The 13,184-nt window shown below is 72.9% G+C and carries 10 protein-coding genes and 1 tRNA gene; 8 read left to right on the top strand and 3 right to left on the bottom strand.

Features of this window, described 5'->3' with window-relative positions; genetic code table 11:
• Nucleotides 1-12 precede the first annotated feature (12 nt).
• Complete coding sequence (gene msrB / locus SOM11_RS06395) at nt 13-435, top strand: peptide-methionine (R)-S-oxide reductase MsrB (protein ID WP_192061365.1); 423 nt, start codon at nt 13-15, stop codon at nt 433-435.
• Between the two features lie 4 nt (nt 436-439).
• Nucleotides 440-1,000, top strand: coding sequence for a nitroreductase family protein (locus SOM11_RS06390; RefSeq protein ID WP_192061364.1), 561 nt, complete (start codon nt 440-442; stop codon nt 998-1,000).
• Nucleotides 1,001-1,057: 57 nt separating this feature from the next.
• Here the strand turns inward: SOM11_RS06390 and SOM11_RS06385 are convergent, their stop codons facing one another.
• On the bottom strand, nt 1,058-1,240 hold the full coding sequence (locus SOM11_RS06385) for a hypothetical protein (protein WP_192061363.1): 183 nt from the start codon (nt 1,238-1,240) through the stop codon (nt 1,058-1,060).
• Nucleotides 1,241-1,403: 163 nt separating this feature from the next.
• Between SOM11_RS06385 and SOM11_RS06380 the strand changes: the two genes are divergently transcribed.
• Both SOM11_RS06380 and SOM11_RS06375 read left to right on the top strand, forming a co-directional pair.
• A tRNA-Thr gene (locus SOM11_RS06380) sits at nt 1,404-1,480 on the top strand.
• Nucleotides 1,481-1,801: 321 nt separating this feature from the next.
• The gene (locus tag SOM11_RS06375; protein WP_320477529.1) at nt 1,802-3,604 is read left to right on the top strand and encodes a family 16 glycosylhydrolase; all 1,803 of its coding nucleotides are present in this window, start codon (nt 1,802-1,804) and stop codon (nt 3,602-3,604) included.
• A 4-nt stretch (nt 3,605-3,608) separates the two neighbouring features.
• Here the strand turns inward: SOM11_RS06375 and SOM11_RS06370 are convergent, their stop codons facing one another.
• Nucleotides 3,609-3,854: a hypothetical protein gene (locus tag SOM11_RS06370; RefSeq protein WP_192061361.1), complete on the bottom strand. Its 246-nt coding sequence runs from the start codon at nt 3,852-3,854 to the stop codon at nt 3,609-3,611.
• A gap of 59 nt (nt 3,855-3,913) precedes the next feature.
• Between SOM11_RS06370 and SOM11_RS06365 the strand changes: the two genes are divergently transcribed.
• The 4 genes from SOM11_RS06365 to SOM11_RS06350 all read left to right on the top strand — a co-directional run bounded on the left by SOM11_RS06365 (nt 3,914) and on the right by SOM11_RS06350 (nt 9,416).
• Complete coding sequence (locus tag SOM11_RS06365; RefSeq protein WP_192061360.1) at nt 3,914-4,195, top strand: hypothetical protein; 282 nt, start codon at nt 3,914-3,916, stop codon at nt 4,193-4,195.
• Nucleotides 4,196-4,376: 181 nt separating this feature from the next.
• A complete protein-coding gene (locus SOM11_RS06360) occupies nt 4,377-5,399 on the top strand; it encodes a 3-oxoacyl-ACP synthase III (protein ID WP_320477528.1) in 1,023 nt (340 codons plus the stop codon).
• Nucleotides 5,396-8,302, top strand: coding sequence for an alpha/beta fold hydrolase (locus tag SOM11_RS06355; RefSeq protein ID WP_320477527.1), 2,907 nt, complete (start codon nt 5,396-5,398; stop codon nt 8,300-8,302). Before SOM11_RS06360 ends, SOM11_RS06355 begins: the two co-directional genes overlap by 4 nt.
• A gap of 130 nt (nt 8,303-8,432) precedes the next feature.
• Entirely contained in the window at nt 8,433-9,416 is a 984-nt protein-coding gene (locus SOM11_RS06350; RefSeq protein WP_320477526.1) for an NAD-dependent epimerase/dehydratase family protein, read from the top strand.
• A gap of 146 nt (nt 9,417-9,562) precedes the next feature.
• Here SOM11_RS06350 and SOM11_RS06345 read toward each other — a convergent pair whose 3' ends face one another.
• The gene (locus SOM11_RS06345; protein WP_320477525.1) at nt 9,563-13,063 is read right to left on the bottom strand and encodes a bifunctional proline dehydrogenase/L-glutamate gamma-semialdehyde dehydrogenase; all 3,501 of its coding nucleotides are present in this window, start codon (nt 13,061-13,063) and stop codon (nt 9,563-9,565) included.
• Nucleotides 13,064-13,184 lie beyond the last annotated feature (121 nt).

Here is a 13,184-nt window from a genome sequence, read left to right as displayed (position 1 = left end):
GAGGAGTCACCCGTGTCGTACAAGGTCGAGAAGTCCGAAGAGCAGTGGCGAGCAGAACTCGGCCCCGAGCAGTACGCCGTGCTGCGCGAGGCCGCGACCGAGCGCCCGTGGACGGGCGAGCTGCTCGACGAGAGCCGCGCCGGCGTCTACGCCTGCGCCGCCTGCAACGCCGAGCTGTTCAAGAGCGGCACCAAGTTCGACAGCAACTGCGGCTGGCCGAGCTTCTACGAGTCGGTGAACCCCGAGGCCGTGCAGCTGATCGACGACGACAGCCTCGGCATGACCCGCACCGAGGTGCGGTGCGCGAACTGCGGTTCGCACCTGGGCCACGTCTTCCCCGACGGCTTCGGCACGCCGACCGGCGACCGCTACTGCATGAACTCCGTCTCGCTCAGCTTCCGCGAGGGCGACGACGCCTCCTCCACCGCCGAGTGACCCGGTGAGCACCGTCGCGGCTGCGGCCGCCCGGCGTCGATCGCGGTCGAAGGTCACCGACGACGCCCCCGATCACGAGCAGCTCGTCGCAGCCGTCGAGGCGGCGGCGACCGTCGCCGACCACTCGTCGATGCGCCCTTGGCGGCTCATCGAGCTGAGGGGCGACGACCGCCGACTGATCGGCCGGTCGCTGGCGGCGGCCGACGGCGCCGTGGGCAAGGACGCCGAGAAGCTCGAGCAGAAGTCGCTGCGGGCACCGCTGGTCGTCGCGGTGGTCTCGTCGCCGAAGCCCAGTCGCAAGGTGCCCGAATGGGAGCAGGAGAGCGTCGCCTCGGGTGTCGCCCACCTGCTGTCGCTCGTGCTCGACGACGAGGGCTGGGGCGTCTTCTGGCGATCCGGCACGCACACCCGGGCCCCCGAGGTCCAGGCGGCGCACGGTCTGACGGGCGACGAGAAGCTGCTGGGCTGGCTCTACGTCGGGGGTCGCGATCGGCCGCGCGACGCCGACAAGCCGCGCAAGCGCGTCGAGGTCGATCGGCATCTGAGCGGCCCGCCCCGCCCGTGACACGACGAGACCCCGGTGCCGAGGCACCGGGGTCTCGTGGTCTGCGACCCTAGGAGGTCACCAGGTCTTCTGGCTGGTGCCCACGAACGTGATCGGCAGCCAGAACGAGCCGGTCATGGCGACGATGCCGGCGAAGAAGATGATCGCGTTCGGCTCGCCCGACCCGAACGAGTAGGCGAACAGCGCGAAGCTGATCAGCAGCAGCACGATCGAACCGATGGCGGTCAGGATGTTGGTCATGGGGGCTCCTCGTGATCCGGGCCGGGCGACGGCCGACGCCGTCTCCCCCTACTTCACCACTGATGACCGCTCCTGCGCCAATCGCGGGCGGGAAGATGCACGGCGTGCGCCCATCCCGGGTCGCTCCCGACCTCGCCGCCGGGCTTGTAGGGTGGTGGAGTCAGCCGCCTTGGCGCAGTCCGGTAGCGCAGTGCTCTTGTAAAGCGAAGGTCGTCGGTTCGAATCCGACAGGCGGCTCCATCGAAGGCCCCGATCGTCCGCGATCGGGGCCTTCCGTCGTCCGCCGCGCCTCCATCCGGGGCCCTTCACCGGGGAATCCGAGACGCCTCGCGCCGAAAGGGGTACAGGGAGGAGGACAGACGCCCTGTCGCTCCCCCCAACGAGGGCGACCCGTCTTGGGGATGACGGCATCCGTCCCCCGAGCGCACACTGGACGCGCCCCGAGGAACCCGAAGAACCGCGGGGCGCTGTACCCCATCGAGCGATCGATGGGTCGCGCCAGATCCACCCCCCGATGCACCCGCTCGCCCTTCCGAAATCCCAAGGAAGGCACACCGCGACATGGTCACACGGACATACTCACGATCGCTGCCGATCGGCGCCACGATGATCGCCGGCGCACTCCTCGCGACGGCTCTCGTCGCGACGGGCACGCAGAGCGCCTCGGCCGCCACCGGTTCGATCATCGCGGGCAAGACGGCCACGGACGCGGCGGCCGCCTCGAAGACCCTGCTGAACGGGAACCTCGCGGGGTGGACGCAGAACTTCAAGGACGACTTCACGACCCCCATCGCCCAGGGCGAGTTCCCCGGTCCGTACGCGAAGCAGTGGATGAGCTACGACGGCTTCGGCGACACCTGGCAGATCGGTCGCTACGAGTCCGACATCCTCTCCGTGCGCGACGGGCTGCTCGACATGCACCTGCACACCGGCTCCGACGGCGTGCCGCGGGCCGCCGCACCCGTGCCCCTGATGAACGGCCAGTGGGGGGGCCAGACCTACGGGCGCTACAGCATCCGGATGAAGGCCGACGCCCTGCCCGGCTACGGCACCGCGTTCCTCCTCTGGGACGACGCCGAGACCTGGGCGAACGGCGAGATCAACTTCCCCGAAGGCAGCCTGGACGGCTCGACCAAGGCCTTCAACCACCAGCTCGGCACGCCGTGGAACAACGACCTGGCCGTCGACACGCACACGTCGTACACCGACTGGCACACATACACGATCGACTGGACGCCGAAGAAAATCAGCTACCTGCTCGACGGCATCGTCGTGGCGTCGACCACGACGAACATCCCCAAGACGCCCATGCACTGGGTGCTGCAGACCGCGACCAACGGCACGAAGCCGGACGCGAAGGTCGACGGCCACCTCCAGATCGACTGGGTCAGCCAGTACGCGTACACGCCCGGCAGCCCCGCCACCGTCAGCGTGCCGACCGCACCGGCCCGACCGACGCCGACCCCGACGCCTGCTCCGGCCCCGGCTCCCGCTCCGGCTCCTGCTCCTGCTCCCGCTCCTGCCCCGGCCCCTGCTCCCGCTCCGGCTCCGGCTCCTGCCCCGGCGCTGAAGACCCTGACCGCCCCCGTGCCGAAGATCGTCGGCAAGACCACCGTGGGCGCGACGCTCACCGCCCAGACCGGCACCTGGACGAGCGGCACCGCGCTGACCCACCAGTGGCTGCGCAACGGCACGGCCATCGCCGGGGCCGCACGAGCGAGCTACGTCACGACCGCGGCGGACGCCGGCAAGAAGATCACCCTCGTCGTGACGGGCAGGAAGACCGGATACACGACGGCGTCGAAGACCTCGGCGGCCGTGGCCGTCACGCCCGCTCCTCTGGCGAGTGCGACCCCCGCGGTGACGGGGACGCCGAAGGTCGGCGGCAAGATGGGCACGAAGACCGGCACCTGGACGGCGGGCACGTCGTTCTCGTACCAGTGGAAGAGCGACGGCAAGTCGATCTCACGGGCCACGGCGCCGACCTACGTGCCCACGGCCTCCGACGCGAACCGAGCGCTGACGGTCGTCGTCACCGGCACCAAGCCGGGGCACACCGCGGTCGCCCGCACCTCGAAGGCGGCGACGGTCGTCCCGTTGCGGCTCACCGCCCCGGCCCCCGCCATCTCGGGTTCGGCGAAGGCCGGCAGCACGCTCACCGCCAAGAAGGGCACCTGGACCGCGGGCACCGCAGTGACGCTGCAGTGGACGCGCGACGGCAAGGCGATCGCCGGCGCCACGGGCCTGACGTACCGCACCAGGGCGTCGGACGTCGGTCACGAGATCCGCGTCAAGTCGACGGGCTCGAAGGCCGGGTACTCGCCGGCGGCTCGGTGGTCGGCAGCTCTGGTCGTCCGCCGCTGAGGACTCAGCCCTGACGTGCGGCGTCCCGGCGGCCGTCCCGCGACCACCAGACGAGGTCGGCGACGCCCTGCGCGATGAGCAGCAGGGCGACGACCAGCACCACGTAGGCCACCGGCTCGACCGGGCGACCCGACGTCAGCGTGGCGATCTGGACGACGAGGCCGAAGACGCCGAGCGCCGCCTCGAGGACGGGAGGGAGGACGCTGCCCGTCTTGGTCAGGATCCAGAAGGGTCGGCGCGGGGTGCTCATGCGTCGAGGCTACCCCGGGGCGCGGGACCCCAGGAGGCGCGCGAGACTACCCTTGTGGGATGCGTGAGAAGACGGTCCGGGTCGACCCCGACGTACCGAACTGGCTGCTGACCAAGCAGGGTGGTCGCGTGCTGCCCGTCGTCACCGTCGTCTGCGCCCTGATCGTCGTCGCGAGCATCGTCGCGGCCCTGCTGGTCGGAGGCGGTTCGGTCACCGTCGTCACCGTCGTCGTGCTGCTCGCGGCGGCCGGGGCGATCGCCTGGGCCGTCGCCGACCTCGTCTGGTGGACGCGCGGCGGTCGTCGCGCCGTCGTCCGTCTGCCCCGCGACCCCCGCGGATGACGTCCGAACATGCCCCGATCGGCATGTCTGTGCCCCGGCAACCTGGCAACCGCTCAGAGACGGGAGCCGTAAACTCGTCAGGATGCATCGATTCGATGCCACGATCTCCCGGCCCTGATCGTCACTGCTCGTTCAGCCGCGCCGGCATACGCCTACCCAGACAATTCGACAGGGAGTTCCGGTGAACGGAAACGCCACGACCCGGCACAGCAACGCGGCGTTGCTGTCGGTCGCCAGCACGATGGCCGAACGGGTCACCACCTCCGAGAGCATCGACGAGAAGCTGCGACCCGTCCTCAAGCGCCTCCGCATGCCGACCGGTCTCCTCCAGCGCGTCGCCGGCGTGCACGAGCGCCGCAACTGGGGCCCCGAGCAGAGCTTCGACGTCGCGGCCATCGACGCGGGCAAGCGCGCCCTCGCCGAGGCCGGCGTCCGACCCGACCAGGTCGGACTGCTGATCAACACGTCCGTCACGCGCCCGCACCTCGAGCCGTCCGTCGCCGTCCGCCTGCACCACGGGCTCGGGCTCCCGTCATCGGCGACCAACTTCGACATCGCGAACGCCTGCCTCGGCTTCGTCAACGGCATGACCCTCGCCGCGCAGCTGATCGACGCCGGGCAGATCGACTACGCCGTGATCATCGACGGCGAGGACGCAGACGACGTCCAGGTCAACACGATCGACCGCCTGCTGACCGAGGGCTTCGACCGCGACGACTTCATGAGCGAGTTCGCGAGTCTCACCCTCGGCTCCGGCGCCGCCGCCGCGGTCATCGGCCGAGCCGACCTGCACCCCGAGGGCCACCGCATCCTCGGCGGTGTGACCCGCGCCGCGACCGAGAACTACGACCTCTGCGTCGGCAGCGTCGACGGCATGTTCACCGACGCCAAGGCTCTGCTCAAGCGCGGCATGGAGCTCGTCGTCTCGGCCTGGCGCGAGGCCAAGCCCGAGTGGAACTGGCAGGGCATGGACCGCTACGTCATGCACCAGGTCAGCGACGTGCACACCAACGCGTTCGTCAAGGCGGCCGGCATCGACCGCAAGCGCGTGCCGCTCACCTACCCCACCCTCGGCAACGTCGGCCCCGCGTCGATCCCGATCACGCTCGTGGAGGAGTCCAAGACCCTGTCGCGCGGCGACCGGGTGCTGCTGATGGGAGTGGGCTCGGGCATCAACACCGCGATGATGGAGCTCGCCTGGTGAGTCGCCTCCCCCGCGCCGCACGGTCGACCGCACCGGCCCTGCTGCCGCCCGACGGGCTCGCAGGGCTCGACCCCGCGTGGTCGCGTCTCATCGACGTGCCGTACGGACTCGGCTCGCACCGCGCCTCCCGACGCTGGCACGTGCTCGACAACGCCGAGGCGCTGGCCCGGCTCGACGTCGAGCCGGTCGGCACCATCCTGTGCGTGCACGGCAACCCGACCTGGTCGTACCTCTGGCGCGAGCTCGTCGCGGCCACCGTCGAGACGGCCTCCGCCGGCGGACCGGCCTGGCGGGTCGTCGCCGTCGACCAGCTCGACATGGGCTTCTCCGAACGCACCGGTTCGCCGCACACCCTCGCGCGCCGCGTCTCCGATCTGGGCGACCTCACCGAGGCGCTCGGCGTCGAGGGCCCCGTCGTCACGCTCGGTCACGACTGGGGCGGCGTCGTCTCGATGGGCTGGGCCGTGGACCACCCCGAGATGCTGGCCGGTGTGATGCTGCTCAACACGGCGATCCACCAGCCGCGCGGCGTCCCGATCCCCGCTCCGCTCCGACTCGCACTCGCCCGGGGCGTGCTCGGGCGCGCGACGGTCGGCACGACGGCGTTCGTCGACGTGACGCTCGCCCTCGGTCACCCGCCGCTGCCGGCCGAGGTGAAGCAGGCCTATCGCGCCCCGTACCGCACCGCGGCCCGTCGCGGCGGCATCGGCGCCTTCGTGGCCGACATCCCGGTCGACGCCGACCACGAGAGCGCACCCGAGCTGAACCGCATCGCCGAGGCGCTGCGCGAGGTGCCGGTGCCGGCGCTCATGCTGTGGGGGCCCCTCGACCCGATCTTCGGCGACCGCTACCTCGACGATCTCATCGAGCGTCTGCCGCACGCCGACGTGCACCGCTTCGAGGGCGCCGGTCACCTGCTCGCCGAGGACGTCGACTACGCCGCGGCCGTGCTCACCTGGCTGGGCGACCGGCTCCCCGACGGCTCGCCACCCGCCGAGCCCACCGTCGACGGCGCCGTCGCGGGGGCCGAGACTCCCGGCGACCCGTCGACCCCGGCAGGCCCCGGGCGGCTCGACGGCGCCGGCGCGACCGGTGCCGCTGCGGCCAGGAAGGCCGTCGAAGCGGGGGCCGACGAGGCCACGGCCGCCGCTGCGGCGGCATCCGCCGAGCACGTCGCAGAAGAGGCGCGGGTCGACTCCTCTCAAGACCGCCCGCTCTGGTCGTACCTCGACGCTCTGGCCGACAGCTCCGACACCGCACTTATCGAGATGGTGCCCGCCGGGTCGGACGGCCCCCGGTCCGTCAGCTGGCGGCTGCTCTCCCGCCGGGTCCGCGAGATCGCCCTCGGGCTCCGCAAGCACGGCGTCCGCCCCGGCGACCGCGTCTCGCTGCTCGTGCAGCCCGGTGCCGACCTCACCGCGGTGCTCTACGCCTGCCTCCGTCTCGGGGCCGTGGTGGTCGTCGCCGACGCCGGTCTCGGGGTCCGCGGGCTGACCCGCGCCGTCCGCGGGGCGTGGCCCGACCACGTGATCGGGCAGCTGCCCGGTCTCACGGCCGCGCGAGCCCTCGGCTGGCCCGGTCGCGTGATCTCGACCACGCGCCTCCCGGGGGTCACGAGACGCGCCCTCGGCGTCGAGACGTCGCTGCCCGAGATCGCCGCGCTCGGTCGTCGCGCGCACGAGGCCCTCGCCGAGCTGCCCGAGTCGCCCACCGGCGACGCCGAGGCCGCCATCCTCTTCACCTCGGGCTCGACCGGCCCCGCCAAGGGCGTCGTCTACCGCCACCGGCAGCTGACCGCGCTGCGCGACGCCCTCGCCGCCCAGTACGGCGTCGGGCCGGGTACCGGGCTCGTCGCCGGCTTCGCGCCGTTCGCCCTGCTCGGACCCGCCCTCGGGGCGACGAGCGTGACACCCGACATGGACGTCACGAAGCCCCGCACCCTGACGGCGCGCGCCGTGGCCGCCGCGACGGCCGCCGTCGACGCGACCGTGGTGTTCCTCTCCCCCGCCGCGCTGACCAACGTGGTCGCCACCTCCGGCGAGCTGACCGCCGCCGACCGCACGGCGCTGGCCGGTGTCGAGACGTTCCTGTCGGCGGGTGCGCCCGTGTCGGAGTCGCTGCTCGCCGCCGCCGGCGACCTGATGCCCGGCGCGACCCCGCACACCCCCTACGGCATGACCGAGGGGCTGCTGCTGACCGACATCACGCTCGAGGGGGTCCGTGCGGCGACCGCCGACCGCGCCGCGCGCCTGGCCGACGGCGCCACCGACGCCGGCGGTGTCTGCGTGGGGCTGCCCGGCGCGACCACGACGGTGCGGATCGCCGCTCTCGACGAGGCGGGCCGCGCCTCCTCGGCACTGATCGCCGAGCCCGGCGTCACCGGCGAGATCGTCGTCTCGGCCGCGCACGTCGAAGACCATTACGACCGGCTCTGGCTGACGCACCGCGCCAGCCGTCGCGGGTCGACCACGACGAGCCGCTGGCACCGCACCGGCGACGTCGGCCACCTCGACGAGCAGGGCCGCCTCTGGGTCGAGGGGCGACTGCCGCACGTGATCACGACGGCGAGCGGCGTGCTGACCCCGGTCGCGTCCGAGCAGGCGGCGGAGGCACGGGCCGGCATCGCCCGCGCGGCCGTCGTCGGCGTCGGCCCGGCCGGCACCCAGCAGGTGGTGGTGGTCGCCGAGACCGTGCCGCCCGCACGCCGTGCCGGTCTCGCGTCGGCCGCACTCGCCGCCGAGGTCCGCCACGCCGTCGGCGCGGCCTCGGGTCGACCCGTCGCCGCCGTCCTCGTCGTGCCGGCGCTGCCGACCGACGTGCGTCACAACAGCAAGATCGACCGCTCACGCCTCGCCGCCTGGGCGACGTCGGTGCTCTCGGGCGACAGGATGCGCCGCCCGTGAAGGTGCTGGTCGCCTCAGCCGGGCGAACCCGGGCGGGTTCGGCTGAGACGGGCGCGTGGATGCGCCCGTTCGCGCCGAACGCGCCCGCCTCCGCCGCCGGCACGCCTCTCCCGAGCGACGGACGCCGCCCGTGAGGGTCCTCGTCACCGGGGCCAGCGGGCTGCTCGGCGGCGCCGTCGCCCGTGCGATCGCCGCGGCCGGGCACGAGGTCACGACGTTCCAGCGTCGGCCGTCCGGTGTGACCGGGGTCCGCGACGCGCTCGGCTCGATGACCGACCCGGCAGCCGTCGCCGCCGCCGTCGAGGGGCAGGAGGCGGTGGTCCATCTGGCCGCGAAGGTCTCGCTGGCCGGCGCACCCGCCGAGTTCGAGGCCGTCAACGTCGGCGGCACGCGGTCGCTGATCGCGGCGATGCGCGCCTCCTCGGTGCACCGCCTCGTGTTCGTCTCGTCGCCGTCGGTCGCGCACGCCGGCTCGTCCATCGTCGGAGACGACGCCGCTCCCGCCTCGCCGAGCCGGGCCCGCGGCCACTACGCCCGCACGAAAGCGGCGGCCGAGCTCGTGGCGCTGCAGGCGGCGGGCGACGATCTGCGCGTCGTGGCCGTCCGCCCGCACCTGGTCTGGGGGCCCGGCGACACCCAGCTCGTCGCCCGCATCGTCGATCGCGCGCGCTCGGATCGACTGCCGCTGCTCGGCCACGGGGCGGCGCTGATCGACTCGATCTACGTCGACAACGCGGCGTCCGGCATCGCCGCGGCGCTCGAGCGGGTCGACGCCGTCAGCGGCGGGGCGTACGTGCTCACCAACGGCGAGCCACGCACGGTGGCCGACCTGATGGCGGGGATCTGTCTGGCGGCCGGTGTCCCGGCACCGCGCCTCCGGGTTCCGGCGGGGGTGGCACGGGGCGCCGGGTCGCTCGTCGAACGGGTCTGGGCCGTGCGCCCGGGAGCCGACGAGCCCCCGATGACCCGGTTCCTGGCCGAGCAGCTCTCGACCGCGCACTGGTTCGACCAGCGGCGCACGCAGCACGACCTGCAGTGGACGCCCGCCGTCGGGGTCGACGAGGGCCTGCGGCGACTCGCGGCCTGGTACGCCGCCGGGCAGCCCGCGGTCTGACCTGCGGGGCTCGCACCGGGGCTGTGCGGCGCGCCTGAGCCTCGGGCTGTTCGGCGGGTTCCCGTCATCGGCGGCGGGTCAGCGCTGACCCGCCGCCGATGACACGGACCCGCCGCACCACGCTCAGATGACCCACCGCACCACGCTCAGATGACCGCGTCGCTCCACGGGTCGGGGTTGCCGAACCGGTGCGCCGTGATCGCGACGGCCTGCTCGCGGAGGAACGGCAGCAGCTCGAGCCGCCCCGTCGGCGTCACCGAGGCGTCGAACACGGCCACCGACGGGTCCCCGCCGAGAGCCGACGACAGAGCCGAGGAGGCGCGGGTCGGGTCTCCCGCAGCCGTCACCAACCGCACGCGCTCGGTGCGCAGACCCCCCGCGCGCACCCTCTCGAGCCAGGCAGTGTCGTCCTCGTGCGTGACGGAGCCCGCCGAGAGGCCCAGCGCCGAGACGAGCGCCGTCGGCAGCTCGATCGCCGACGACACGGTGACCGGGGCGCCCGACCGGAGCCCGGCCAGCAGCACCCGCACGACGGCCGCGGGGTCGGCGCCGTCGGCCGCCCGCACCGTGACCGGCAGGGGCCGGTAGCGCAGCAGGTCGCGCTCGAGTCCGAGCCGGCTGACGTCGCGGGCGACGCCGAACTCGGTCGCCCAGAAGTGCTCGTCGGAGGCGGCGGCGGCACGCAGGTCGTCGTGCGCCGACGCGCTCGACGCCCCGAGCAGCGGCGTCGACGCCTCGACGGCGGCCAGGACGGCCGAACCTGGGCGCGCCTCCTGGGCTTCGACGAGCGGGGTCGGCCGCCACGAGCCGAGGTGGACGAGGTAGTTGGGTCCGCCGGCCTTGGCGCCGGCGCCGACGGACGACTTCTTCCAGCCGCCGAACGGCTGGCGGCGCACGACGGCACCGGTGATGCCCCGGTTGACGTAGAGGTTGCCGGCCTCGACGGCGTCGAGCCAGATCTCGAGCTCGGCGGGATCGAGGGTGTGCAGACCCGCCGTCAGACCGTAGTCGGTGGCGTTCTGCAGCCGGATCGCCTCGTCGAGGGTGGCGGCGGCCATGATGCCGAGCACAGGCCCGAAGTACTCCGTCAGGTGGAACTCGCTGCCGGCCGCGACACCCGAACGGACGCCGGGCGACCAGAGCCGACCCGTCTCGTCGAGCTGCTTCGGCTCGACCAGCCACGACTCGCCCGCCCCGAGCGTCGTCAGCGCCCGCTCGAGCTTGCCGTGCGCGGGCTCGACGATCGGGCCCATCTGCGTGGTCGGGTCGGACGGCAGCCCCACCCGCATCGTCGACGCGGCGTCGACGAGCTGACGACGGAACCGCTCGGAGGTGGCGACCGAGCCGACCAGGATCACGAGACTCGCCGCCGAGCACTTCTGCCCCGCGTGACCGAACGCCGACTTGATCACGTCGGAGGCCGCGAGGTCGAGGTCGGCGCTCGGGGTGACGATGATCGAGTTCTTGCCGCTGGTCTCGGCGAGCAGGGGCAGGTCGGTGCGCCAGCTGGTGAACAGCGCGGCCGTCTCGAAGGCCCCCGTGAGGATGACGCGGTCGACCGACGGGTGCGACACGAGGTGCCGCCCGAGGTCGCCCTCGTCGACGTCGACCAGGGTGAGCACGTCTCGCGGCACGCCGGCGTCCCAGAGGGCCTGCACCATGACCGCGCCGCAGCGCTTGGCCTGACCGGCCGGTTTGACGACGACGCTGCTGCCCGCGGCGAGCGCGGCGAGGGTCGAGCCGGCGGGGATCGCGACGGGGAAGTTCCACGGCGGGGTGACGAGCGTGAGGCGTTCGGGCACGAACTCGGCGCCGTCGACGGAGTCGAGCTCCTCGGCGAGGTGGGCGTACCAGTTGGCGAAGTCGATCGCCTCGCTGACCTCGACGTCGCCCTCGGCGATGGTCTTGCCGGTCTCGCTCGCCGCGACCTCCATCAGGTCGGCCCGCCGGGCGGAGAGCATCGCGGCGGCGTCGCGGAGGACGACGGCCCGACCCGCGCCTCCTCGTGCCGCCCAGTCGGCGGATGCGGCGACCGCGGTGTCGAGCAGGGCGTCGAGCGTCGCCTCGTCGGTGACCCGGGCGGCCTCGATCAGGTCGACGCCGAGCGTCGAGTCGGCCGAGCGGGCGGCGATGCCGCGACCCCAGCTGCGGTTCGCGGCGAGCGCGGGGTCGGTGTCGGGCTCGTTCTCGAAGCCGCCGCCGGCCGGGCGCGGCTCGAGGGCCTGCGCGGGGTCGAGTCGGCTCTGCACCCGGTGCGGAGCGGGCACGACGCCGTCGACGGCCGCCAGCGAGGCGAGGAACCGCCCCTTCTCGCGCTCGAACATGGCCTCGTTCGAGGCGAGCTCGAAGACGGCCGACATGAAGTTCTCGCTCGACGCGTTCTCTTCGAGGCGGCGGATGAGATAGCTGATGGCGACGTCGAACTCGCGGGGGTGCACGACCGGCGTGTAGAGCAGCAGCCCGCCGACGTCGGCCTTGACGAGCTCGGCCTGACCCTCGGCCATGCCGAGCAGCATCTCGAACTCGATGCGGTCGCCGACCCCGCGGGCCTCGGCGAGCAGGTGCGCGAAGGCGATGTCGAAGAGGTTGTGACCGGCGACGCCGATCCGCACGGCGCGGGTGCGCTCGGGGGTGAGCGCCCAGGTCAGCACCCTCTTGTAGTTCGTGTCGCTGTCCTGCTTCGTGCCGTATGTGGCGAGGGGCCACTCGTGGACGGTGGCGTCGACGGTCTCCATGGCGAGGTTCGCGCCCTTGACCACGCGCACCTTGATGGCCGCGCCGCCCGCGTCGACCCGGTCGGTCGCCCACTCGGTGAGCCCCTGCAGGGCGCCGAGCGCGTCGGGCAGATAGGTCTGCAGCACGATGCCGGCCTCGAGGTCGCGGAGCTGCGGCTGGTCGAGGAGGCGCGTGAAGACCGCGATCGTCAGGTCGAGGTCGCGGTACTCCTCCATGTCGAGGTTGATGAACTTCGGCTCGCGAGAGCGGGCGGCCAGTTCGTAGAGCGGGGTCAGCTTCTCGACGACGCGCTCGACGGTCTCGTCGAAGGCCCACATCGAGAGCTGGCTGACGATCGACGAGACCTTGATCGACACGTAGTCGACGTCGTCGCGGGCGAGCAGCGCCCGGGTGCCGGCGAGCCGGTGCTCGGCCTCGGCGTCGCCGAGCACGGCCTCGCCGAGCAGATTGAGGTTCAGCCGCGTGCGGTCCTGCTTGATCGAGGCGATCGCCTTGCCGAGCCGGGCGGGGCGGGCGTCGGCGACGAGGTGCCCGACCATGCCGCGGAGCACGCGGCGGGCGATCGGCACGACGACGCCGGGCAGCACGGGCGCCATGACGCCGCCGAGGCGGACGGCGCTGCGCATGTGCCACGGCAGGAACGACGGAGCCTGCTTGGCGAGGGTCGCCAGGTTGCGGGCGGCGACGCCGAGGTCTTCGGGGCGGACGACGCGATCGACGAAGCCGATCGTGAAGGCGAGACCCGATTCGTCTTTCAGCACCTGTGCGAGCAGATGGGCCGAGCCGGTGCTCGGGGCCGCGGAGGCCTCGTGCGCCCAGCGGCGTGCGAGGGCGACGGCGTCGTCGCCGATGCCGACGGGCAGGAGCTGTTCAGCGGTGGACGGCCCCGCCGTCTCGTCGAAGGTGGTCATGGGATGAATGTAGAGCGGAACTTGCCACGCGGCAAGGTTTGACATCTGCTCGTAACACGAGGCCGTCTGCACGGCTGTCCGCCGGCCGTCGGTCGATGTCCGGTCGATGTCCACAGCTGAC

The sequence above is a fragment of the Frigoribacterium sp. CFBP9029 genome (assembly GCF_034045305.1).
Lineage (GTDB): Bacteria > Actinomycetota > Actinomycetes > Actinomycetales > Microbacteriaceae > Frigoribacterium.
This window is presented reverse-complemented; position numbering and strand designations above follow the sequence as displayed.

Coding starts and splice junctions, on each gene's coding strand:
- SOM11_RS06385 (WP_192061363.1), bottom strand. CDS start 1,240: ATGACCAACATCCTGACCGCCATCGGTTCGATCGTGCTGCTGCTGATC.
- SOM11_RS06375 (WP_320477529.1), top strand. CDS start 1,802: ATGGTCACACGGACATACTCACGATCGCTGCCGATCGGCGCCACGATG.
- SOM11_RS06370 (WP_192061361.1), bottom strand. CDS start 3,854: ATGAGCACCCCGCGCCGACCCTTCTGGATCCTGACCAAGACGGGCAGC.
- SOM11_RS06365 (WP_192061360.1), top strand. CDS start 3,914: ATGCGTGAGAAGACGGTCCGGGTCGACCCCGACGTACCGAACTGGCTG.
- SOM11_RS06345 (WP_320477525.1), bottom strand. CDS start 13,063: ATGACCACCTTCGACGAGACGGCGGGGCCGTCCACCGCTGAACAGCTC.